The sequence below is a fragment of the Actinomycetospora aurantiaca genome, assembly GCF_037401875.1.
Taxonomy (GTDB): domain Bacteria; phylum Actinomycetota; class Actinomycetes; order Mycobacteriales; family Pseudonocardiaceae; genus Actinomycetospora; species Actinomycetospora aurantiaca.
This window is the reverse complement of the sequence record NZ_JBBEGN010000022.1, coordinates 1-21697: the sequence shown is the minus strand read 5'-3', so window position 1 is coordinate 21697 and position 21697 is coordinate 1. Positions and strand designations below refer to the sequence as shown.

Genomic DNA, 21697 nt, shown 5'->3' with positions numbered 1-21697 from the left:
AGGGTGATGGGCGAGCACGGCCGGCACGGCAGCGGACCGACGACGGGCGCCCACCGCGCGCTGCGCCGCGAGCCCGTGCGGCTGCGGCTCGCCCTCGCGGCCCTGGGCGTGCTCGGTCTGGGCGTCGCGGTCGGCCTCCTGGTGGCTCCCGGCGAGTCCGCCGGGCCCACTGGGCTCCCGGGGGCCCCGGGACCCGCCGCGCCCGCGGCCGTCGTCGCCACGCCGGCCGGCTCCGCGACACCCGCCATGTCGCACCCGACCCTGCTCGGGGAGGTGGTGCGGGTCGACACCGGGGACGAGGTGGTGGTGCGGGTGGACGGGACCGAGCACGCGGTCGCGATCCTCGGGATCACCGCCCCGCGCTCGGCCGGGCCGCGGCGCGCGACGGGGGAGTGCGGGGCGGCCGAGGCGCTGCGCTTCGCGGACCGCACCCTGTCCGGGCAGACCGTGACGCTGGTCCCCGACCCGTCGGTCCCCGAGACCGACGACGCCGGCCGGCGTCTCGCCTACGTCGTCCTCGCCAGTCAGCTCAACTTCACCGACGCCGCGCTGCTGGCGGGCGTCGTCACCGTCGACACCACGCAGGCGCTGCACTACGCGCCGGTGTTCGCCCGCGAGCAGCAGGAGGCGGTCACGGCGGACCGCGGCCTGTGGGGCGCACCGTGCCGGGCCGAGCCGGGGCGCCCGCTGCCGGCCGGCCGGTGAACCTCGTCGCTCCCGCGACGACGGGCCGGGGCCCGTCGGCCAGGATCGCCGCATGCCCGAGATGCACGCGCGCCTGCGGTGGCCCGACGGCTCCACCGAGCGGGTGTACTCGCCGTCGCTGGTCCTCGCCGAGCACCTGGACGAGGGGGCGGCGTACTCCCTCGACGAGTTCGGTCGCCGGGCCCGCGCCGCGCTGACCGAGGCGAGCGAGCGGGTCCGCGCAAGGTACGGCTTCCCGTGCGGCCGGGCGGCCGCGTCGCTCGCGTCCGTCGAGGCGCGGATCGCTCGCCACCGGGTCGGCGAGGTGGTCGGCCCGGTCGTCGTCGAGGCGCTCGAGCGCTAGCGACCGCCGCCGAGGACGCCGCCGAGGAGCCCGCCGACGCCGTTCAGCACCTGGCCGACGGCACCGGGCTGCGTGGTGCGGGTGGGCCCGTCGGCGACGGGCGGCTCGGCGGGCTCGGCCGCCCCCTGCCGCACCGGCTCCGCCTGCTCGGACTGCTCGGTGGTGCGGGTGGGCTCCGGGTCGGTCGTGCGGGTGGGCCGCAGCATCGGCTCCGTCCGCACCGGCTCGACCGGGATGACGGTGCGGGGGTCGCGCGACGGGCGGGCCGCAGCAGTGGTCTCGGTCGGCTCCGGAGTCGGCTCGGAGGTCGGCGCCGGCTCGGCGGGGACGACGAACTGCGGTGCCCCCGTGTCGGGCGCGCCCACGGTGGCACCGCCCGCGACCACGGCCGGACGGTCGTCCGCGGACACCTCGGCGACCGGGCCGGACGTGGCGATCGCGACCGTCCCGGCCAGCACCGCGCTCGCGGCCAGGCCGGCCAGCACGACGACGCCCCGGGTCCCGGTGGCGCGGGGCGCCGTGCTCCGGGCCGTCGGCCCCCGGCGCGCCAGGGCGTTCCCGACGACGGCGAGCGCACCCGCCCCCGAGCGGGCGGCGGGGCCGCTCACCGTGAGCCCGGGCGCGGCGACCGTGGTGGTCGCCGGTTCGGCCTCGACCAGGGCACGGCGCAGGACGGCGGACGCGGCTGCGGCGTCCGGGCGCCCGGCGGGATCGGCGGCCGTCATCTCGGTCAGCAGCGCCGTGACGTCGTCGGGCAGGCCCTCGGGCAGCACCGGTCCCCGGTCCAGGCGGGCCTGGGCGGCCGAGAGCGGGTCCCCGGGGAAGGCGCGCCGCCCGGTGAGCGACTCGACGAGCACCAGGGCGAGGGCGTACACGTCCGCCCCCGACCCGGCCTGCTCGCCGCGGACCTGCTCCGGGGCGAGGTAGGGCGCGGCCCCGACGGTGAGGCCGGTGTCGGTGATGCGGGGGGCGTCCGCGACGAGTGCGACTCCGAAGTCGGCGAGGTGGGCCCGGCCGTCGGCGTCGTAGAGCACGTTCGCGGGCGTGACCCCGCGGTGCGTCACGCCCGCGCGGTGCAGGTGGTCCAGGGCGCCGCCCACGGTCGCGGCGGTGCGCAGCGCCTCGGCGTACCCGAGGCCGTCGACCGCGTTCGCGGCGGCCAACCGGTCGGTCAGCGACCCGCCGTCGAGCAGGGCCATCACGACGAAGGCGCGGCCGTCGCGTTCCTCGACGTCGAACACCGGCACGAGGCCGGGGTGGTCGAAGCGGGCCAGCAGGCTCAGCTCGCGGCCCGCCCGCGGGTTGGACTCGACGCGGAAGGACTTCACGGCGGCATCGCGGCCGAGCAGGGTGTCGTGGGCGCGGAAGACCACGGAGCCGACGCCGCGGCCCAGCACCGGGCCGGCCTCGTACCGGTCGGCCAGGCGGTCCGGCAGCGTCGGGACGCCCAGAGTCGTCATACCGGCTGCACCTCCGCCCCCGTCGCGCGCCACCGGATCGTCCCGGACGGTTACCCCATCCGGCGCATTCATCCCACTCGATTCCCTCGAAGATGTGACGCCACACCGCCTCGGGCCCGCGGGGCATCTGAATCGTTGACAGAAGTTGCAGTCCCGAGTAGAACTTTCGCACGGGTCGCCCGGCGTCGAGCCGTGCGCGACCTGCATCGAGAGAGCAGTCCCGGGACACCGGGGGAACGACCGCAAGGACGCGACGAGCTGTGGGCGCCGAGAGCCTCGACGAGGAGGACGTACCGGCTCTGACCACCGGTCAGGCCGCGGACGTCCTCGGGGTGCAACCGGCGTTCCTGCGCAGCCTCGACGCGGGGGAGATGGTGCGCCCGCAGCGATCGGCGGGCGGACACCGGCGCTGGTCGCGCCGGCAACTCGCCCTCGCGGCCAGGGTGCGCGCGCTCTTCGACGAGGGGCTGACCCTCACCGCGGCCTGGAAGGTCGTCTCGCTGGAGGACCGGGTGGGCGAGGTCGAGCGCGAGCGCGACGTCGCCCTGGCCGAGCTGGACCGCACGCGCCGCGACCTGGCGCGTGTGCGCCGCGACTCGGCCGAGGCAGTGAAGGCCCGCACCGAGAGCACCACTCGGACCGGGTCGTCCGTGCACGTGAACCGCGTGCCCGGGCTCCCGCGCGTCACGGGGACGTCCCCGGGCGCCGCACGACCGTCGACCACCCCTGCGACCCCCACGGACATCACACAGCCATGAAGCTCATCGACCCCCTCCGCACCCACCGCCCGGCCGTGCTCCGCCGCCCGATGCCGCCGTCGCTGGCCCGCATCCCGCTCGTGGACCTGTGCACCTGCAAGCACCCCCGCGAGTCGCACGAGCACTACCACTCCGCCCAGGACTGCGCGCAGTGCGACTGCCGCGCCTTCGTCCGCTGGGAGCCCGCGGGCATCTGACCCCCGCGCATCCGGCCCCCGTCGCACCTCACGGTGTGCGGGGGCCTTCCGCGTCCTCGGGCCGGGACGCCGCCCCACGGAGACCCCGGTCGCTTCCGACGGCGTGACCGGGTCGTCACACCTACGCTGGGCCGCGTGACGACCGTCGACGAACCGGCGCGGACCGGACCGGCGGTGACGCCGCCGACCGGGCCGCGGGCGCTGGTCGTCGGGGCCGGGATCGCCGGGCTGGCCGCCGCCACGTCGCTGCACCGGGCCGGGTGGCGGGTGACCGTGTGCGAGCGGGCCGCGGCCCGCCGCACCGGGGGCTACTTCGTACGACTGGCCCGGGAGGGGCTGCAGGCCGCCGAGCGGCTCGGGGTCGACGAGGCGCTGCGCAGCCGGCTGCCGGCCGACGGGATCATCACCGGCGTCGACGGCCGCGGCCGCACCACGTCCCGGGTCGACGCCGCGCTCGGCGAGGACAGCGGGAGCCTCGCGCTGGTGCGCGGCGATCTCGAGGCCGCCCTCTGGGAGGGGCTCCCGGACGAGGTGGAGGTCCGGTTCTCGGCGGCACCGCAGGTGGTGTGCGACGACGGCACGGTGGTGCTCGACGACGGCGCGGACCGGTGGGACCTCGTGGTCGGGGCGGACGGGATCCGCTCGACGGTCCGCGAGATGGTGTTCGGCCCGGAGGCGGACTTCCGCCACGACTTCGACCACGTGGTGATCTCCGCGGTCCTCCCGCGCCTGCCCGGGCACCTGGTCGAGGGCGACTATGTCGTGCTCGTCGAGCCCGGCCGCACCGCGCACCTCATGGCGATGGCCGGGCACGCCCCCGTCGTGTTCTTCACCTACCGCGCCGACCTCCCGCACGCCGACCGCACCGATCCGGTCCGCCGGCCCGAGGAGGCCCTGCGCGCGGTCTACGGCGACTTCGACGGGCTGATGCCCGAGATCCTCGACCTGGTCGCGGAGGCGGGCACCACGCACGCCGACACCGTCGGGCAGATCCACCTGGAGCGGTGGAGCCGCGGGCGGGTCGTGCTCCTCGGCGACGCCGCCTGGTGCCCCACGCTCTACTCCGGCCACGGGTCCGCACTCGCACTCTCCGGCGGCGAGGCCCTGGGACGCCACCTGCAGGTGGGGGCGGACGGCACCGGGCCCGCCGACGTGGCGGCGTCCCTCGCGGCCTGGGAGGCCGAGCAGCGCCCCGGCACCCGCACCGCCCGCTCGGCCGCCCGCCGCGCGCGGCACTTCTTCCTGCCGGGCAACCGGGTGGTCACCGCGGTCCGGGCGGTCGCGATGTGGGTCGCGTCGTGGCCGATCGTGTCCCGCGTGTTCGGCAGCGGGGCCCGGACCCGGCGTGTCGACGTTCACCGGACGGTCACCGCGTCGTCCGGGCCGACCCGCCGCCCTGCTCCGTAGACTGTCGCTCGATCGGTGATCGGCGAATTCCGGACCACCCCGGACGGCTGATCGCCGCCGTACACCGCGTTTCTCCAGGCGAAGATCCGGGAACGCAGAGCGGCCGGGCTGCTCCGTCGGTGTGGCGGCCCGCGTGCCGATGAGCGTTGCGAAAGGACGAGTCCCACCCCCCATGCGCCCCGACCCCACCCCCGAGTCGCCCCGCCGCCGTTCCCTCCTGGCCCGGGTGGCCGACCCGCTGGGCATCGCCCGCGCCGCGGTCGACGCCCTGGACCCCTCGCGGTACCGCGGACGGCGGGTGTGGCGGGGTGACGGCCGCGTCCACCTCGGTGTGCCCGCGACCGCCCGCGAGTCCGGCGCGGAGCTGCTGCGCGCGGTGGAGAAGGCGCTGGCCGCGCACCCGGCGGTCGAGTGGGCCACCGTCAACGCGCCGCTCGGCGTCGTGGTCGTCTCGCTCGCCGAGGACGTCGCCGCGGGCGGCCCCGACGAGCGGGACGAGGTCGTCGACGACCTGGTCGACCTCGTCGAGGTCCTCGAGGAGCAGGAGGCCGGCGGGCTCGACACGCACCCCGCCGGCGGGCACTCCACCACCGCGATCTCGCAGGCGCTCACCACCTTCGCCGCCGACCTCGCCGGCCTGGGGATGGCCGGGATCGGCTCGGTCCTGCGCCGCACCCCGCTGCCGGTCGAGTACGCCTCGGCCGCCTCCTTCGTCGACCACCAGCCGCGCCTGCGCGCCGCGGTGGAGCGCGCCCTCGGCCGCGGCCGGGCGGACTTCCTCCTCGCGCTGACCAACGCCGCCGGCCAGGGCCTCGGCCAGGGCTCCACCGGCCTGCTCGTCGACGCGGCCTACCGCGCCCTGCAGATCGCGGAGGCGCGCGCGGCCTCCGAGGCGTTCACCCGCGCCGAGCCGCGTCTGATGGCCGAGCCGGAGCAGGTGTCGGCGGCGGCCGACGACTCGTTGGGCGTGGACGCCCGCCCGGTGCCGTTCCCGCGCGGCCCGATCGAGCGCCACGGCGACCAGGTCGGCGTGGCCGCCCTGGGCGGGTTCGGCACGACGCTCGCGCTCGGCGGCCCCCGCCGCGCGATCGGGGTCGCGCTGTCCACGCTGCCCAAGGCCGGCCGGATGGGCCGCGAGGGCTTCGCGACGACGTTCGGGCGCGTGCTCGCCCGTCGCGGCGCGGTCGTCGTCGAGCCGACCGTGCTGCGGCGCATGGACCGCATCGACACCGTCGTGCTGGACGCCGGGGCACTCACCACCGGTGCCCTGATGCTCGGTGACCTGGCGCTGGTGGACGGCGAGGGGCTGACCGCCCCCGACGGCTCGCCGGTGTCGGTGGAGTCGCTGACGCCGCTGGTCCACGAGCTGTTCGACCCGAGCGACGCCGTGCGCCCGGCGATGCACGCCGACGGCTGGCGGATCGCGCCGCTGGCCACGGGCCGCGAGGACGAGCCGGGCGTGGCCGAGGCCGTGGACGCACTGCGCGCGGACGGCGCGACGGTCGTGCTGGGCCTGTCCTTCGCCGACCCGGAGACCGCTGACGCCGACGCCGCGCTGGTCGCGGTCGTCGGGGCCCTCCCCGAGCCGGCCGCGGCCGCCGAGGCCCTCGGGGCCGCCGCCCGCCGCGCCGGTCTGACCCTCGTCGTGGGGACCGAGGAGAGCGCGCTCGTGCCCACCGCCCCCGCCGCGGACGGGGACGACACCGGTGACGCCGACTCGTCCGCGCCCCTGCCGGGCGCGGACCGGAACGTCCCGGCGACCCGGCGCACCGTCGACCGCCAGGTCGCGGGCGGCGAGGGGCTCGCCGGGGCGGTGCGCATGCTGCAGGTCGAGGGCGCGGGCGTCCTGGTGGTCTCGCGTGACCGCCGGGCCCTGGCCGCGGCCGACCTGGGCGTCGGGGTCGTCCGGGCGGACGGCACCCCCGCGTGGGGGGCGCACGTCCTGGTCGGCGACGACCTCACGACGGCGGCGCTGCTGATCGAGGGCGTGAAGGTCGCGAAGGCGACGTCCGGCCGCTCGGTCGCGCTCGCGCGCGCCGGCACCGTGCTGGGGGCCGCGATGGCGACGGCGGGCACCGCTCCCCGCGGCGCCTCGCTGGCCGGCCTGGCCGTCAACGGCGCCGCGGGCGTGGCGCTGGGGGCGGGCGCGTGGTCGGCGTCCGAGCTGGGGCGCAAGACGCTCGTGCCCGGGGTCTCGCGGACCCCGTGGCACGTCATGCCCGCGGACACGGTGCTGGCCCGGTTGGACGCCTCCGAGCGCGGCCTGTCCGCGGCCGAGGTGGCCCGGCGGACGCGCGAGGACCCGGCGGCCGCCGAGGAGACCACGTCGCTGGGTCGCGCGTTCGTCGACGAGCTGAACAACCCGCTGACCCCGGTCCTGGCCGGCGGCGCGGTGCTCTCGGCCGCGATCGGCGCGATCGCCGACGCGTCCATCGTCGTCGGTGTCACCGCCTTCTCCGCGCTGATCGGCGGGGTGCAGCGGGTGTGGACCGACCGCGCCGTCGCCGGGCTCCTGGAGCGCTCCTCGACCCGCGCGCGGGTGCTCCGCGACGGCGTGCCGACCACCGTCACCGCCGACGACGTGGTCGTCGGCGACGTCGTCGAGCTCGGCCCGGACGACGTCGTGCCCGCGGACTGCCGCGTCCTGCGCGCGGACGGCCTGGAGCTCGACGAGTCCTCGCTGACCGGCGAGTCGCTGCCGGTGCCGAAGACGTCGTCGCCGGTGATCGCGCGCTCGGTCGCCGACCGGCGCTCGATGCTCTACGAGGGCACCACGGTCGCGACCGGCCGCGGCCGCGCGGTGGTCGTCGCCACCGGCTCGTCCACCGAGGTCGGCCGCTCGACCGCCGCGGCGCGGGCGAACGCGCCCGTGGCCGGCGTCGACCAGCGCCTGTCCGGCATCACCCAGGTGACCACGCCGCTCGCGATCGCCTCCGCGGCCGCCGTCGTCGGGGCCGGGGCGGTCCGCGGGCTGCCGATGAACCAGAACCTGCACTCCGGCGTCGGCCTCGCCGTGGCGTCGGTGCCCGAGGGGCTGCCGTTCATCGTCTCGGCCGCCCAGCTCGCCTCCGCCCGCCGCCTGAGCGCGGAAGGGGCCCTCGTCCGGAACCCGAAGACGATCGAGGCCGTCGGCCGGGTCGACGTGCTCTGCTTCGACAAGACCGGCACCCTCACCGAGGGCAAGCTCGCGCTCTCGGCGATCTCCGACGGCGTGAAGCTGCGGCCCACCGACCGGCTGCGCAAGCGGCAGCGCCGCGTCCTGGCGGCCGCGCTGCGCGCCACCCCGCGCCCGAAGGCGGGGGAGCGGCTGGCGCACCTGACCGACCGCGCCGTCGTGTTCGGCGCGCAGTCGTTCGACGTGGACCCGGAGCACAAGCGCTCCGGCTGGTGGCCCCTGGCCTCGCTGGACTTCGACCCGAGCCGCGGCTACCACGCCACGCTCGGGGAGGCGCGCGGCGAGGAGGGCGCCAAGGAGCAGGTGCTCTCGGTGAAGGGCGCCCCCGAGGTCGTCATCGCGCGGTGCGCGGACTGGGCCGGCACCGCCCTCGACGACGAGGCGCGCCAGCGGCTGGTCGAGCACACCGAACTGCTCGCCGGTCAGGGCATGCGCGTCCTCGCCGTCGCGGAGCGCGCCGAGCCGTGGGGGCATCTGCCCGACCACGATCTCGAGGTCTCCGACGACGACGTGGCCGACCTGAGCTTCGTCGGGTTCGTGGGCTTCACCGACCCGGTGCGCGAGGGGTCGCAGGCCACCGTGCGCGACCTGCGCGAGGCGGGGGTCCAGGTCGTCATGATCACCGGCGACCACCCGAGCACCGCGGAGGCCGTGGCCGAGGAGCTGGACGTGCTGGGCGCGGCCGGCGACGGCGAGCGCGGCACCGTCATCACCGGCCAGGAGATGGACGAGCTCGACGACGACGCGCTGGACGCGGTCCTGCCGACGGTGCGGGTCGTGGCCCGCGGCACGCCGGCGCACAAGGTCCGCGCGGTGCAGGCGTTCCAGCGGCTCGGCCGCACCGTCGCCATGACCGGCGACGGCGCGAACGACGCGCCGGCCATCCGGCTGGCCGACGTCGGGATCGCCCTCGGCCGGCGCGGCACCCCCGCCGCCCGGGCCGCCGCGGACCTCGTCGTCACGGACGACCGGCTGGAGACGATCCTCGCGGCGCTCGTGGAGGGCCGCGCGATGTGGGCCTCCGTGCGCGAGGCGCTCGGCGTGCTGGTCGGTGGCAACCTGGGCGAGATCGCCTTCACCGTGCTCGGCGCGGCGACCACCGGGACCTCGCCGCTGACCGCCCGCCAGCTGCTGCTGGTCAACCTGCTGACCGACCTCGCGCCGTCGCTGGCGCTCGCGGTCCGCGCCCCGGCCCCGGGCGACGCGCGGTCGCTGCTCGCCGAGGGACCGGAGGCGTCGCTGGGCGACGCGCTCAACCGGGAGATCGGGCTGCGCGCCGCGGCGACGGCCGGCGGTGCCTCCCTCGCGTGGGCGCAGGCGCAGGCCACGCCGTACGGCAGCCCCGCCCGGGCCCGCACGGTGGCGCTGGCGGCCCTCGTCGGGACCCAGCTGGGCCAGACGGTCGCGGCGGGCGGGCACCGCAGCCCGCTCGTGGTCGGGGCCAGCGTGGTGTCGGCGGGTGCCCTGTTCGCGGTCGTCCAGACCCCCGGTGTGAGCCAGTTCTTCGGGTGCACCCCGCTCGGCCCGATCGCGTGGGGGCAGGCGGCCGGGTCGGCCACCGCGGCCACGATCGCGTCGATGGTCGGCCCCGGTCTCGTCCGCCGCTACGGCGACGTGATCGCGCCGGAGGGTTCCGCGGTGGCCACCCTGCTGGAGCGGCTGGGTGAGGTCCGGGACCAGGCGGGCGCCCGCTATCTGGAGCTGCAGGAGAAGGCGACCGCTGCACTGACCGGGTGAGTGGCGGTGGTCACTCCATGGTGTTTGTGCAGGTCGCAGCGGGGGAACACTGTGAGTGACACGGACCCGACGAGCAGGGAGTAGTGGGAACCGCCATGGCCGACCGCGACGTGAAGCCGACCGACGACGGCTGGCAGGTGCTGAAGAAGGGCGCCCAGCGCGCGAGCGCGAAGGCGCCGACGCAGGCCGAGGCCGTCGCCCGGGCGACCGAGATCGTCTCCAAGGACGGCGGCGGCAAGGTCGTCGTCTACGGCACCGACGGCAAGGTGCGGGAGAGCTCGACGGTGAAGGCCGGGGCCGACGCGGCCACGGAGGCACCGAAGAACGCCGCCAAGGCCACCGCGGCCGGCGCCCGCACCACCGGGAAGGCGGCGGCGGACAAGGCCTCGCAGACCGCGGGGACCGTGGCCGCCGACGCCCGGGCCACCGGCGAGAAGATCGCCGACCGCGCCGAGACCTCGTCGAAGAAGGCCGCGGCGCAGGCCGAGGCCGGCGCCAAGGGCGTGGCCGACGAGGCGAAGGCCGCCACCAACGGCAAGGCGCCCGAGGCCGCGGCCAAGGACGCCGCGACCATCGCGAAGACCGCCGGGTCGCAGGTGGCCGACACCACCGGGCGCGCCGGTGAGCGGATCGCGAAGGACACCGCGCGGGCCGGCAAGCGCGCCGGCCAGACCGTCGGCGCCGCCGCCGAGGAGGCGGGCGAGAAGGCCGTCGAGGGCGGCGACCGCGCGGCGCGGGTGAGCCAGGGCGTGGACCGTGAGCTCAACACGGTCGGCGACGACCTGGCCGGCAACATCACCAGCGTCACCGAGGCGCAGGCCCGCAAGGTCGACGCCGCGGTGGACGAGGCCACCCGCGAGGTCAGCGCCGCGGCACCGTCGTACAACCCGGTCCGCATCGCGGGTCAAGTCGGCGCCTTCGCCGTCCGGACGGCCTTCAGCGTCACCGGGGCGGTCGTGTCCGCCGGCGGGCAGCTCCTGTCGGGCGCCGCGCGGAAGGTGACGGGCCGCCGGTAGTCCCCGGCCTCACCGAGCGAAGGGCCCCTCCGGTCGACCAGATCGACCGGAGGGGCCCTTCGCTCGTTCCGGGCGCATGAAGCGCGTACGACGGAGGGCCCGCCCCCGGTGATCCGGGAGCGGGCCCTCCGTGCGTCGGACGCGTCAGGCGCTGACGGGCAGCGAGCGCCCCGAGAGGCGCGCGCGGCGCATGTCGCGGCGATCCTCCTCGGAGGTGCCGCCCCAGACGCCGGCCTCCTGGCCGGTATCGAGCGCCCAACGCAGGCAGGCGGCCTGCAGCGGGCAGGTACCGCAGATGAACTTCGCGGCCGTCAGCTGCTCGGCCGCGGGGCCCTCGGTGCCGACGGGGAAGAAGAGTTCGGGGTCGTGGTCGCGGCAGGCCGCGAGCTCCCAGTCCATGGGTCCTGCTGTCCTTTCCGGTCTCGGGTGGTGCGTGTCGCCTGCGTGCGCAGGTCGTCCCCGTCGTGGCGCGCGCGCACGCCCGCGCGCCCCGGCGCCGTGTTCGACGCCGTGACGGGGTCGGTCTCGGTGGTTGCTGTCAGCCAGGTCGTGCCTGGCGCGGACCACGGCGCCGGTCCCCGGAGGAACCGCCACCGCCCGCACGCCGGGCGCCCGATCCGCCGACCGCCGTGGGTGGTCATCGGCGTCGAGCGTTCTCGGACCGACAGCGCTCGCGGCGCCGTCCGACTATCTAAGGTAGCCGGACCTCGCTGCGGGCAAACGAGTGTCGTCCCGTTCGGCGACCGAGTGAACTGTGTTTCGCATCACAGGTCAATGTCGCCGTCCGTGACGAACTCGCGATCACCACCGTACGTGCACCGCGGGCCGCGGCGGGGCACACTGGCCGGTGATGCCGATGACACCGATCGCGAGCGGGGGCCGGCGATGAAGTCCATCGTGCTGGCGCTGCGTGACATCGTGGTGGGCGCCATCTGTACGGGTGCCATCGTGGCGTTCGTGCTGGGCTACCCCCTCATCGGGGCGGTCCTGGGCGTCATCGGGGTCTGGCAGGTCGTCCGGATCATGCGGGGCCGGGCCAGCATCATCGGCATCGACCAGCGCTGGGCGGATCGGGAGGGCAAGCCGAACGTCCGCGGCTGACGTCGCGCACGACCCGTCGTCGCAGGCCAGGATGATCGGATGCGCTGCGCCGTCATCGGGTCGACCGGCTACCTCGGCACCCGCCTCGTGCCCCGGCTGCTCGCGCGCGGCGACGAGGTCGCGGTGCTGGTGCGCTCGCCGCAGAAGCTGGCCCTGACGACGTGGGCCGGCGCCGTCGACGTCGTGCCCGGCTCGCTCGAGGAGCCCGAGGCGGTCGCGCAGCTGGTGGCGGGCGCCGACGTCGTCGTGCACCTCGCGCACGCGCTCGACCGGCCGGACTTCCCGGAGCGGGACCGGGCCGCCGCCCGCACCGTGGCCGACGCCGCCGCGGACGCCGGCGTCGGCCGCCTGGTCTACCTCGGCGGCCTGCGGCCCCCGGCAGGCGAGGCATCGGCGCCCGATGGTCGAGCTCCGCTGCGCTCCGTCTCCCGCCACCTCGCCTCCCGCGCCGAGGTCGCCGACGTCTTCCTCGCCTCCCCGGTCCCGACGGCGGCCATGGAGGCCGGGATCGTCGTCGGGTCCGGTTCGGCGAGCTTCGAGATGATCCGCTACCTCGCCGAGCGCGTCCCGGTGCTGCCCGCCGTCCCGTGGCTCGCGCACCGCACCCAGCCGATCGCGGTGGACGACGTCCTGCACCACCTCGCGGCCGCCACCCTCCTGCCGCCCGAGGTCGACCGCCGGCTCGACGTCGGCGGTCCGGACGTGCTGACCTACCTCGACCTCGTCCAGCGCTACGCCCGCCTGGCCGGCCTCCCGCAGCGGGTCGCCGTCCCGCTCCCGCTCCCGGTGCCGCCCGGCGGGCCGACCGTGGCCGCCATGGTGATGGAACTGCTCTCCCCGCTGCCGCGCCGACTCGTCGAACCCCTCATCGAGTCGCTGCGCCACGAGCTGGTGTGCGACCCCGACTCGCTCGCGGAGGCCCGCCGCCTGCTCGGGGACCCGCCCGGCGGCCCGACGACCTACGGGGCCGCCGTCCGCGCGGCGCTGGGACACCGCCGCGACGGCGTCGAGCCGACCGACCGCGACCCGGCCCCCGCCGTCGCCACCGCCGACGAGCGCCCCGCCGCGCTCGCCCTGCCGTCCGACCCCGTCGGCTCGGGCGGCGCCACCTGGCACTGGTCGACCACCGCCCACGGCCGCGCGGCGCCGCCGGTGGTCTGGGCCGCGGTCCAGCGGATCGGCGGCGACACCGGCTGGTACGCGCCGCCCGGGGTGTTCGCGACCCTGGGCTGGGCCGACCAGCTCCTCGGCGGCGTCGGGGGCTACCGCGGCCGCCCGCACGGGCGCGACCTCGTCGTGGGCGACGTCGTCGACGGCTGGCGGGTCTCCGACCTCGCGCCCGGGCGCTGGCTGCGGCTGCGGGCCGACCTGAAGGTGCCCGGCCGGCTCTGGGTGACCTTCACGGTCCTTCCCGACGACGGGGGTGGCTCGGCCGTGCGCGTCGAGGTCGCCTTCGCCCCGTCCGGGCTCGCCGGGGTCGCCTACGGCGCGGGCCTGCGCGTCGGCGCCCCGCTGGTGTTCGGGCCGATGGCCCGCGGGGTGCTGCGCGCGGCCGCCCGCTAGTACCTCAGCTGCGCCGCGCGCACCGCCGCGAGCAGCCCGCCGTCGTCGAACGCCGCCCGCTGCACTGCGGACCCGGTCTCGCCGCGCATAACGCGCTCGACGCCCGCCTGGACGGTCTTCCGGTCGGACCCGAGGGCGTCGTCCACGTGGTCCAGCAACGCGGCCACCGCCTCGCGGGCCGGGACCGGCCGCGCGGTCGACGGGTGGATCAGCGTGCCCGTCTCGGCGTCGGACCGCTCCACGCAGCCCGAGCGCGCCGCCCGCCAGTGCGCCAGGCGCAGGACCTCGATCGGGACGTCGGGCGCCGGCTCGCCCGCCTCGTGGGCCGCGGCCGCCGTCGTCACCAGTGCCCGCGCGAGCAGCGCGACCACCACCGCGTCGTCCACGCTCAGCCCGACGTCGGCGACGCGGACCTCGACGGTCGGGAAGTTCGCTGCCAGGCGGGCATCGAAGTAGGCCATCCCGTCGTCGACGACGGTGTCCGTGGCGAGCATCGCCGCCACCACCTCGTCGTAGGCCTCCACCGAGCCGAACACCCGCGTCGGCCCGGCCGAGGGCCAGCGCGACCAGACGATCGAGCGGTAGCTGGCGTACCCGGTGTCCTCCCCGCGCCAGTACGGCGAGTTGGCCGACAGGGCCCGCAGGACCGGCAGCCACGGGCCGATGCGGTCCAGCACGCCGACGCCCTCCTCGCGCGAGCCGATCTCGACGTGCACGTGCTGGCCGTTCGTCAGCTGCTCGGTGGCGACGGCGCCGAAGCGCTCGAGGATCCGCCCGTAGCGGCCCTCCAGGTCCGGCGCCGGACCCTGGGGGAGGGGCGAGGTGGCGACGGCCGCCACCGCGGCCCCGCGCTCGCGCGCGGCCTCGACGGCCGCGCGGCGGCGCCGGTGGAGGTCGTCGGCGAGGGCCTCCGCGTCGGCGTGCGGGGCGCTGCCGGTCTCGACCTGCTCGTGACGCATCTCGGCGTCGAGCTCCTCCGAGCCTGCGAGCACGGCCGGGGCCAGGCCCAGCGCGGTGCCGTCGTCGGGGTCGACGAGGAGCAGCTCCTCCTCGACCCCCATCCGCCGTGTCGGTGCGTCCACGACGGGGGATGTTCCCACCGGGACGGGGCGGACGAACGGGGAGTGCAGTGGCGCGTGGCACGAACGGGGACGGCTGGGTGTTCTGCGAGCAGGGGCACCGGCACTGGGGCCGCTACGGCGCGGCGGGTCTCCTGCTCGAGTCGCAGGGCCGGGTCCTGCTCGCGCACCGCATCTACTGGAGCCACCACGGCAACACCTGGGGCATCCCGGGCGGGGCCCGCGACGAGCTCGAGACCGCCGTCGCGACGGCGCTGCGCGAGACCGCGGAGGAGACGGGCCTGGACCCGGCCCGACCCGTCGTCGGGAACGCGTCGGTCGACGACCACGGCCGGTGGAGCTACACCACCGTGCACGCCACGCTCGACGAGCCGCTGCCGCTGAGCCCGCAGGACGGCGAGGCCTCCGAGCTGCGCTGGGTGAGGGTGGAGGGCGTCGGTGACCTCGACCTGCATCCGGGATTCGCGGCGTTCTGGGCCCAGCACCTAGCGTGGACCCATGGTTCCGGACCCGAGTGACTTCCTTGCCGTCGACGCCGAGCTGACCGCCGAGGAGCGCGACATCCGCGACGCGGTCCGCGACTACGCGGCCGCCGAGCTCGCCCCGCGCATCGCGGAGTGGTACGAGTCGAACACCCTGCCGCGGGACATCGCGAAGGGCCTCGGGTCCCTCGGCCTGCTCGGGATGCACCTCGAGGGCTACGGCTGCGCCGGGACCAACGCCACGTCGTACGGCCTCGCGTGCCGGGAGCTGGAGGCGGTCGACTCGGGTCTGCGCTCGTTCGTCTCGGTGCAGGGCTCGCTCGCGATGTTCGCGATCCACCGGTGGGGCACCGAGGAGCACAAGCAGACCTGGCTGCCGCGGATGGCGACCGGGGAGGCGCTGGGGTGCTTCGGGCTGACCGAGGCCGACGCCGGGTCCGACCCGGGTTCGATGCGCACCCGGGCCCGGCGCGACGGGACCGACTGGGTGCTCGACGGGTCCAAGATGTGGATCACCAACGGGACCCTGGCCGACGTCGCCGTCGTGTGGGCCCAGACCGACCCGGACGCCGGGTCGTCGGGCATCCGCGGGTTCGTCGTCCCCACCGACACCCCGGGTTTCACCGCGAACGAGGTCAAGCACAAGCTCTCGCTGCGCGCCTCGCTGACCGCGGAGCTGGTGCTCGAGGGCGTGCGCCTGCCCGCGGACGCGATGTTCCCGGAGGTGTCCGGGCTCAAGGGTCCGCTGTCGTGCCTGAACGAGGCCCGGTACGGGATCCTCTGGGGTGCGGTGGGGGCCGCGCGGTCCTGCTACGAGGCCGCGCTGGCGTACGCGATGGACCGCGAGCAGTTCGGGAAGCCGATCGCGGGCTTCCAGCTGACCCAGCGCAAGCTCGCCGAGATGGTCGTGGCCGTCAACCAGGCGTCCCTGACGGCGGCCCGGATCGGTCGGCTCAAGGACAGCCACGAACTGCACCCCGCGCAGGTCAGCTTCGGGAAGATGGCGAACGTGCACGCCGCGCTGGACGTGGCGCGCACCGCGCGCACGGTGCTCGGCGGGAACGGGATCACCCTGGAGTACCCGGTGTTCCGGCACATGACGAACCTGGAGACGGTGCTGACCTACGAGGGCACCGAGGAGATGCACGCCCTGTCGATCGGGCAGGCCCTCACGGGGTTGGCGGCGTTCCGCTGATCGGGGTCCCGACGTCGGGTCGGGTCGGGGCCGCCGTGATCGTGCGGTCCCGCCCCGCGCGCTTCGCGCGGTAGAGCGCCGCGTCGGCGGCCGCGAGCAGTTCGTCGACGGTGATGTCGCGCGGGGCGCACGGAGCACAGCCGATCGAGGCCGTCAGGCCGCGCACCCGCGCCGTCGACCCGTGCGGACCCGGGACCGCGAGGTCGATCGACCCGATGCGCGCCCGCAGCCGTTCGGCGGCGAGGGTCGCGGCGCCCGGGTCGACCCCGGAGAGCAGGACGACGAACTCCTCGCCGCCGAAGCGCCCGACCGCGTCGTACGCCCGGACCTCCGCCGAGAGCGCCGCCGCCACCGCCCGGAGGACCTCGTCGCCCACCAGGTGGCCGTGGGCGTCGTTGACCGCCTTGAACTCGTCCAGGTCGACCATGAGCACGGCGAGGCCCAGGCCGAGACGGCCCGCGCGGGCGATCTCCTTGCCGGCGACCTCGGCCCAGGCGGCCCCGTTGGCGAGCCCGGTCTTGGGGTCGGTCCGCGCGGCCTGGCGGAACTGGTCGAGGAGCACGCCGCGGTGCAGCGTGATGACCGGGACCAGCAGGATCGGCACCAGCCACGGGGAGGCGGCGGCCAGGACGGCCAGGGCGGCGCCGAGGGCGAGTGCGCCGAGCCCGAGCAGGGTGTCGGCGGGGCTCGCGAGGTGCGCCCGCAGCGACCGGTCCCGGGTCGTGAGCAGCAGGACACCGACGATCAGGCCGTGGTTGACCACCCAGCGCACGCAGGCCGCGGCGGCGATCAGCGCCAGCCCGGCCGGCCCGGCCGCGCGCTCGAGCAGGGTGTCGAGCTCGAACCCGGACAGCACCAGCCCGGCCGCGGACGTCCCCAGGACCACGGTCGCGCAGGAGAAGACCCACTTGTAGAGCGCGGAGTGGTGTCGCCCGTTGCGCAGCCACCAGTAGGCGAAGGTGGCGCAGACCAGGACCAGGGCCGGCCCGGCCGGGACGAGCAGCAGGCCCGCGAAGGTCCACATCGACTTGAGGTCGATGAAGGCGCGGTCCGGGCGGGACACCCGCACCCGCTCGATGTGCCGGGCGGCCTCGGCGTGGACGACGGCCCCGAGGAAGAGCAGCCCGACGACGCCCCACCCGCGGTCGGACCCGCCCACGACCAGGAACGCCGCCATGACCAGCACCGCGGCCAGCTCCACGGTGAGGATGTAGGCGAGCGGGCGCAGCGGCACGGCCCAGAGCGGCCACCGGCGAGGGTCCCACCGCCCACTCCTGTCACGGAGCGTGTTGACGGCAGCGTCCGCGCTGGTGAGCCGCGACCGCGAGTCCGTCACTGTCTGTTGCCTCCAGGCCAGGCGTCGGTGGCCGTGACATCACGGACCGGGTTCCGCGTGCGTCTCGCACGGTACCGCGTCGTCCTGCTCGGGGAGCTTGCGGATCACCCTTTCGTGGCATCTCACCTGGATGGTTGACGCCTGGTCGCCGGGTGGTCACCGACCGCCACAACGGTCACGATGGATCTCGTCCGTCGGTCGCGCTCCGTGCTCTTCGTCCGTCGTGGCCCGACGACGGGGATCACGATGCGTGACCAGAAACGACAACGGCAGGCGCACGAGCGGGCCACCGGACCGGCCCGCGCACACGGCGTGCGTCCTGCCACACACCACCCGAGGAGAACCCATGCGTCCCGACTCGAACTGGCACCGCGACTCCAACTGGTCCCGCGACTCGAACTGGTCGCGCGACTCGCACTGGGCTGTGGCCGACTCGAACTGGTCCCGCGGGGACGTGCACTGGGGCTGAGCTCCCCGAGCCGCCGGCCGGCGCCCCCGCGGGGGAGCCGGCCGGCTCCGCGCGTCAGGGACCGTCCGTCCGGCTGCCGGTCGAGGCGCGTGCCCACGAGCGCGCCGCCAGCACGGCGACCACGACCCCCGCGGCCCCGCCGACGGCCACCGCCGTCGAGGGTGCGGTCCGTTCCGCGAGCGCCCCGGCGAGCAGGACCCCGACGCCCTGGGTCACCCGGAGCGCGGTCACCGCGAGACCGAACGCCTGCCCGCGGCGGGCGTCGTCGACGGACACGACGAACGTCGCGTTCGCCGGGACCTGGTAGGCGCACGCCATGCCCGAGACCACCCAGGCCGCCACCAGCACCCACAGCGGCGGCGAGAACGCCGAGACCAGCAGCGGCACGCAGGACGCCACGGCGAGCGGCCCGATCAGGCGGGGCCTCCGGTGGGGCGGGACGAGTCGGGTCAGGACGAGGATGCCCAGGACCTGGCCGAGCGGGTTGGCGGCGAGCAGGAGGCCCACGGCCGCGGTCCCCGCGCCGAGCTCGGCGGCGTACGGCGCCGCGAGTCCCTCCACGGTCACGACGAAGGCCGAGATGCACGCGAGGCCGATCAGCGACCGCAGCCGCGGGTCCGACCCCACGACCCGGGCGCCCGCCACCACGCGCGCGACCTCCCCGCGCACCCCGACCCGCACCGACCCGTCGTCGAGAACGCGCTGCTCGGGGACGCCCCACTGCAGGACCGCGGCCGAGAGCGCGTAGGTCGCCGCGTTCACGGCCAGGGCGGTGGAGACGCCGAGGGCCGCGACCAGCGGCCCGCCGAGGGCGAATCCGAGGACCTGGGCCGCCTGGTAGGTCGTGCTGATCACCGCGTTGCCCGCGACGTAGCGGTCCCCGGGCAGCAGGTGCGGCAGGATCGCCGAGCGCGCGGCGAGGAACGGCGCGGCGAGCATCTGGACCGCCACGAGCAGCACGACCAGCACCGGCAGCGGCACGCCCGGGACGGCCATGACGGCGACGAGCGCCGCGCGGGCGAGGTCGGTGACCACCATGACCGCCCGGCGGGGGAAGCGGTCGGCCAGCCCGGAGAGCAGCGGCCCGGCGACGAGGTCGGGGAGGAAGCTCAGGGCGTAGGTCAGGGCGGTCAGGGTCGCGGAGGCGGTGCGGTCGTAGACGAGGACGGCCAGGGCGACGCGCGCGACCTGGTCGCCGATGATCGAGAGCAGCTGCCCGAGCCAGAGCCGGCGGAAGGGTGGGACGGCGAGGGCGTCCCGGAAGGTCGCCGGACGGTCGTCGCCCCGTGGATCGCCCCCCGTCATCGTCCGGTGACGCTAGGCGAAGCAGGGGACGAGATCCACGTGTCTCCCGCTCGCGACACGCCGAGACGCGCCGATCACTGGCGTACCAGGGGCATCAGAGGGCACACTGCTGCACCGGTTGGTCATCGCGAGCCCGAGGACCGAGTTCGAGGACGTTGGGGAAGACGCTTCTCGTCTCGACCGGAGGTCAGCAGTGAGCACCCGTGGCGTGGTCTACGTCCACTCGTCGCCGCCTGCGGTCAATCCGCACGTCGAGTGGGCCATCTCGGGCGTCCTGGACGCCCGTGTTCAGCTGGACTGGACCGCTCAGGACGCGGCCCCGGGCCAGATGCGGGCCGAGTGCTCCTGGACGGGGCCGGTCGGCACCGCCGCGCGGCTCGCGAGCGCGCTGCGCGCCTGGGGCATGCTCCGGTTCGAGGTGACCGAGGACCCGAGCCCCGGCACCGACGGCGAGCGCTTCTCGCACGTCCCGGGCCTGGGTCTCTGGCACGGCCGCACCAGCGCCAACGGCGACGTCGTGATCGGCGAGGACCAGCTCCGCGCCGCGATGGCCGCCGCCCGCCGGTCCGGCCCGGACGCGCTGCACCACCGCGTCGGCGAGCTCCTGGGGCGTCGCTGGGACGACGCGCTGGAGCCCTACCGCTTCGCCGGCGACGGCTCCGCCGTGGGGTGGCTGCACCAGGTCGGGTGAGCCCGGCTGGTTCGATGTCCCCATGCGACTCCTGCGGCCCGCGGTGACGGTGCCGATCGCGCTGGTGCTGGTGCTCGCGGCCCTCGGCGTGGTCGCGGCCCTGCTCGCCGGTCGGGCCGCCGGCACCGCCCGGGACGCGCTCGGCGACACCGGGCCCGCCCTGGCCGGGGTCGCCCTGCCCGAGGACGGCACGGCCGGCCCGCCGACCGTCGCGCTGTCGCCCGCGGCCGCCACCTTCCCCCGTGCGGCCGAGATCCGGGACCTGGTGCAGCGTCAGGTCGACGCCCGCAACGCGGGCAACTTCGTGGACTGGGTGGCGACGTCCTCGGCGACGTCGGTGGCCTCGGTCTCGCAGGCGCAGTTCTCGGACCGCAACCGCACCGTGCGGGTCGGCTCGGTGATCCTGCGCCGCATCGACCCGGTGGGCGGCGGGGAGTACGTCGTCCCGACCGGCTGGATCACCACCCAGGACCCCGCCGCGGCACCCCCGGACGTCCCGGCGGCGCGGCTGTGCTGGCAGGTGTCGATGACCCTGGTGACCGAGCGCGGCGAGCTCAAGATCGTGGACCCGATGGCGGGGAGCAGCTTGCGGACACCATGTGGCTGACGCCATGTGAGCACTAAGTGGGCCTATAGGCCCATTTAGTGCTCACGAGCGAAGCACATGGAACCGGAACGGCCCGGCGGCACTCAACGCTGGTGTGGACGAACTCGACGCGTGGCAGATCCTGCGCGACACCCAGAAGAACGTCGTGAGCCTGAAGCAGGTCCTCGGCCGGCAGTTGACCATGGATGCGGTCCGGGCGAACGTGGCCGCCCGCCGATGGCTGCCGTTGTTCCACGGGACCTACGCCCTGACGACGGGTGAGCCGACGGCGGAGATGTGGCAGTGGGCGGCTCTGCTCTTCGCCCGGGGGCCTGCGCTCCTCAGCCACGAGACCGCCGCCGCCGTCCTGGGGCTCCGCGGTGGTCGGGCGGGGCTCCCGGTCCACATCACGGTGCCGTACGGCTCGTCGGCCCGCGGCTGCGAGGGTCTCGTCGTCCACCGCAGCCGCGCCTTCGCCCACCTCGGGGTCGAGCGCGACGGCTTCCCGGTGACCAGCAAGGTCGTCACGCTGATCGACCTCGCAGTGGAGGCGCCGACGGCGAAGGACGGGATGCGGAGCCTGGTCGCGGGCGCGGCGGCAGCCCGGGTCGATCCGGCGAGCATTCGGGAGAGCCTGGACGTCCGACGGCCCCGGCGGTACGGCAAGGCGCTGACGGCCGCGGCGACGCTCCTCGCCGATGGCGTGGGTTCGGCTCTCGAGGGCGACTACGTGACCGACGTCGAGCTCGCGCACGGACTCCCCGTCGGCGTCCGGCAGGTCCGTCGTCGGGTCGAGAACACGAACCGCTACGAGGACGTCGAGTACGAGATGCCACTCGGCGTCCTGACGGTCCGCCTCGACGGATGGATAGTCCACGCGAACCGGAGGACCGCCCGCAGCGACCGGGCCCGGGACAACGCCGCCGAGATCGAGGGCCGAGCACGTCTGACCTTCGGCTGGGAGGAGGTCCACTGGACCGCGTGCGGCTCGGCGCGGCTGGTCTGGACCCGCCTCCGCCAGCTCGGCTGGCAGGGCGAGTTCATTCCATGTGCCCGCTGCGCGAGCTCGTGAGCACTAAGTGGGCTCATAGG

Annotated in this window: 20 protein-coding genes; 15 read left to right on the top strand and 5 right to left on the bottom strand. The window is 76.0% G+C overall.

Annotated elements, in window-relative coordinates:
- The first annotated feature begins 6 nt into the window (after positions 1–6).
- Together WCD74_RS26765 and WCD74_RS26760 are read left to right on the top strand one after the other, a co-directional pair.
- Positions 7–705, top strand: a complete 699-nt coding sequence (locus tag WCD74_RS26765; protein WP_337697958.1) for a thermonuclease family protein — start codon at positions 7–9, stop codon at positions 703–705.
- A gap of 52 nt (positions 706–757) precedes the next feature.
- Positions 758–1048 (top strand): MSMEG_0570 family nitrogen starvation response protein, encoded by a 291-nt coding sequence (locus WCD74_RS26760; RefSeq protein ID WP_337697957.1) that lies wholly within the window; start codon positions 758–760, stop codon positions 1046–1048.
- On the opposite strand, the gene WCD74_RS26755 is transcribed toward WCD74_RS26760, so the two are convergent.
- Positions 1045–2508, bottom strand: coding sequence for a protein kinase domain-containing protein (locus tag WCD74_RS26755; protein ID WP_337697956.1), 1464 nt, complete (start codon positions 2506–2508; stop codon positions 1045–1047). The genes WCD74_RS26760 and WCD74_RS26755 overlap by 4 nt on opposite strands.
- Positions 2509–2768: 260 nt before the next feature.
- Here WCD74_RS26755 and WCD74_RS26750 point away from each other — a divergent pair, with 260 nt between their 5' ends.
- The 5 genes from WCD74_RS26750 (at position 2769) to WCD74_RS26730 (ending at position 10798) form a co-directional block, all read left to right on the top strand.
- A complete protein-coding gene (locus tag WCD74_RS26750; protein WP_337697955.1) occupies positions 2769–3266 on the top strand; it encodes a helix-turn-helix domain-containing protein in 498 nt (165 codons plus the stop codon).
- On the top strand, positions 3263–3463 hold the full coding sequence (locus tag WCD74_RS26745; RefSeq protein ID WP_337697954.1) for a hypothetical protein: 201 nt from the start codon (positions 3263–3265) through the stop codon (positions 3461–3463). Before WCD74_RS26750 ends, WCD74_RS26745 begins: the two co-directional genes overlap by 4 nt.
- A 135-nt stretch (positions 3464–3598) precedes the next feature.
- A complete protein-coding gene (locus tag WCD74_RS26740; RefSeq protein WP_337697953.1) occupies positions 3599–4870 on the top strand; it encodes an FAD-dependent monooxygenase in 1272 nt (423 codons plus the stop codon).
- Between the two features lie 172 nt (positions 4871–5042).
- Positions 5043–9782, top strand: a complete 4740-nt coding sequence (locus WCD74_RS26735) for a cation-translocating P-type ATPase (protein ID WP_337697952.1) — start codon at positions 5043–5045, stop codon at positions 9780–9782.
- A gap of 95 nt (positions 9783–9877) precedes the next feature.
- Positions 9878–10798, top strand: coding sequence for a DUF2188 domain-containing protein (locus tag WCD74_RS26730; protein WP_337697951.1), 921 nt, complete (start codon positions 9878–9880; stop codon positions 10796–10798).
- A gap of 144 nt (positions 10799–10942) precedes the next feature.
- Here WCD74_RS26730 and WCD74_RS26725 read toward each other — a convergent pair whose 3' ends face one another.
- On the bottom strand, positions 10943–11197 hold the full coding sequence (locus tag WCD74_RS26725; RefSeq protein ID WP_286055351.1) for a WhiB family transcriptional regulator: 255 nt from the start codon (positions 11195–11197) through the stop codon (positions 10943–10945).
- 486 nt (positions 11198–11683) lie between these two features.
- Here WCD74_RS26725 and WCD74_RS26720 point away from each other — a divergent pair, with 486 nt between their 5' ends.
- A complete protein-coding gene (locus tag WCD74_RS26720; RefSeq protein ID WP_337697950.1) occupies positions 11684–11899 on the top strand; it encodes a hypothetical protein in 216 nt (71 codons plus the stop codon).
- A gap of 39 nt (positions 11900–11938) precedes the next feature.
- Positions 11939–13462 carry a DUF2867 domain-containing protein gene (locus tag WCD74_RS26715; RefSeq protein WP_337697949.1) on the top strand — a complete coding sequence of 508 codons (1524 nt, stop codon included), beginning with the start codon at positions 11939–11941 and terminating at the stop codon, positions 13460–13462.
- On the opposite strand, the gene WCD74_RS26710 is transcribed toward WCD74_RS26715, so the two are convergent.
- Positions 13459–14544, bottom strand: a complete 1086-nt coding sequence (locus WCD74_RS26710; protein ID WP_337697948.1) for a carboxylate-amine ligase — start codon at positions 14542–14544, stop codon at positions 13459–13461. The genes WCD74_RS26715 and WCD74_RS26710 overlap by 4 nt on opposite strands.
- A 47-nt stretch (positions 14545–14591) precedes the next feature.
- On the opposite strand from WCD74_RS26710, the gene WCD74_RS26705 reads away from it, so the two are divergent.
- Both WCD74_RS26705 and WCD74_RS26700 read left to right on the top strand, forming a co-directional pair.
- Positions 14592–15059, top strand: coding sequence for an NUDIX domain-containing protein (locus WCD74_RS26705; protein ID WP_337697947.1), 468 nt, complete (start codon positions 14592–14594; stop codon positions 15057–15059).
- Entirely contained in the window at positions 15040–16218 is a 1179-nt protein-coding gene (locus WCD74_RS26700) for an acyl-CoA dehydrogenase family protein (RefSeq protein ID WP_337697946.1), read from the top strand. Before WCD74_RS26705 ends, WCD74_RS26700 begins: the two co-directional genes overlap by 20 nt.
- Here the strand turns inward: WCD74_RS26700 and WCD74_RS26695 are convergent.
- Positions 16193–17452 (bottom strand): sensor domain-containing diguanylate cyclase, encoded by a 1260-nt coding sequence (locus WCD74_RS26695; protein WP_337697945.1) that lies wholly within the window; start codon positions 17450–17452, stop codon positions 16193–16195. The genes WCD74_RS26700 and WCD74_RS26695 overlap by 26 nt on opposite strands.
- A gap of 448 nt (positions 17453–17900) precedes the next feature.
- Between WCD74_RS26695 and WCD74_RS26690 the strand changes: the two genes are divergently transcribed.
- Complete coding sequence (locus WCD74_RS26690; protein WP_337697944.1) at positions 17901–18023, top strand: hypothetical protein; 123 nt, start codon at positions 17901–17903, stop codon at positions 18021–18023.
- A 54-nt stretch (positions 18024–18077) separates the two neighbouring features.
- On the opposite strand, the gene WCD74_RS26685 is transcribed toward WCD74_RS26690, so the two are convergent.
- A complete protein-coding gene (locus WCD74_RS26685; protein ID WP_337697943.1) occupies positions 18078–19328 on the bottom strand; it encodes an MFS transporter in 1251 nt (416 codons plus the stop codon).
- A 193-nt stretch (positions 19329–19521) separates the two neighbouring features.
- On the opposite strand from WCD74_RS26685, the gene WCD74_RS26680 reads away from it, so the two are divergent.
- The 3 genes from WCD74_RS26680 (at position 19522) to WCD74_RS26670 (ending at position 21677) form a co-directional block, all read left to right on the top strand.
- Positions 19522–20019 (top strand): DUF3145 domain-containing protein, encoded by a 498-nt coding sequence (locus tag WCD74_RS26680; RefSeq protein ID WP_337697942.1) that lies wholly within the window; start codon positions 19522–19524, stop codon positions 20017–20019.
- 22 nt (positions 20020–20041) lie between these two features.
- The gene (locus WCD74_RS26675) at positions 20042–20626 is read left to right on the top strand and encodes a hypothetical protein (protein WP_337697941.1); all 585 of its coding nucleotides are present in this window, start codon (positions 20042–20044) and stop codon (positions 20624–20626) included.
- A 94-nt stretch (positions 20627–20720) separates the two neighbouring features.
- Entirely contained in the window at positions 20721–21677 is a 957-nt protein-coding gene (locus tag WCD74_RS26670) for a hypothetical protein (RefSeq protein WP_337697940.1), read from the top strand.
- The last annotated feature ends 20 nt before the right edge of the window (positions 21678–21697 follow it).

Bases quoted from the DNA above. Each gene is read 5' to 3' on its own strand.
- WCD74_RS26735 (WP_337697952.1), top strand. From the start codon at position 5,043: ATGCGCCCCGACCCCACCCCCGAGTCGCCCCGCCGCCGTTCCCTCCTG.
- WCD74_RS26675 (WP_337697941.1), top strand. From the start codon at position 20,042: ATGCGACTCCTGCGGCCCGCGGTGACGGTGCCGATCGCGCTGGTGCTG.
- WCD74_RS26720 (WP_337697950.1), top strand. From the start codon at position 11,684: ATGAAGTCCATCGTGCTGGCGCTGCGTGACATCGTGGTGGGCGCCATC.
- WCD74_RS26725 (WP_286055351.1), bottom strand. From the start codon at position 11,197: ATGGACTGGGAGCTCGCGGCCTGCCGCGACCACGACCCCGAACTCTTC.
- WCD74_RS26690 (WP_337697944.1), top strand. From the start codon at position 17,901: ATGCGTCCCGACTCGAACTGGCACCGCGACTCCAACTGGTCCCGCGAC.
- WCD74_RS26765 (WP_337697958.1), top strand. From the start codon at position 7: ATGGGCGAGCACGGCCGGCACGGCAGCGGACCGACGACGGGCGCCCAC.
- WCD74_RS26745 (WP_337697954.1), top strand. From the start codon at position 3,263: ATGAAGCTCATCGACCCCCTCCGCACCCACCGCCCGGCCGTGCTCCGC.
- WCD74_RS26755 (WP_337697956.1), bottom strand. From the start codon at position 2,508: ATGACGACTCTGGGCGTCCCGACGCTGCCGGACCGCCTGGCCGACCGG.
- WCD74_RS26715 (WP_337697949.1), top strand. From the start codon at position 11,939: ATGCGCTGCGCCGTCATCGGGTCGACCGGCTACCTCGGCACCCGCCTC.
- WCD74_RS26730 (WP_337697951.1), top strand. From the start codon at position 9,878: ATGGCCGACCGCGACGTGAAGCCGACCGACGACGGCTGGCAGGTGCTG.
- WCD74_RS26700 (WP_337697946.1), top strand. From the start codon at position 15,040: ATGGTTCCGGACCCGAGTGACTTCCTTGCCGTCGACGCCGAGCTGACC.
- WCD74_RS26760 (WP_337697957.1), top strand. From the start codon at position 758: ATGCCCGAGATGCACGCGCGCCTGCGGTGGCCCGACGGCTCCACCGAG.
- WCD74_RS26685 (WP_337697943.1), bottom strand. From the start codon at position 19,328: ATGACGGGGGGCGATCCACGGGGCGACGACCGTCCGGCGACCTTCCGG.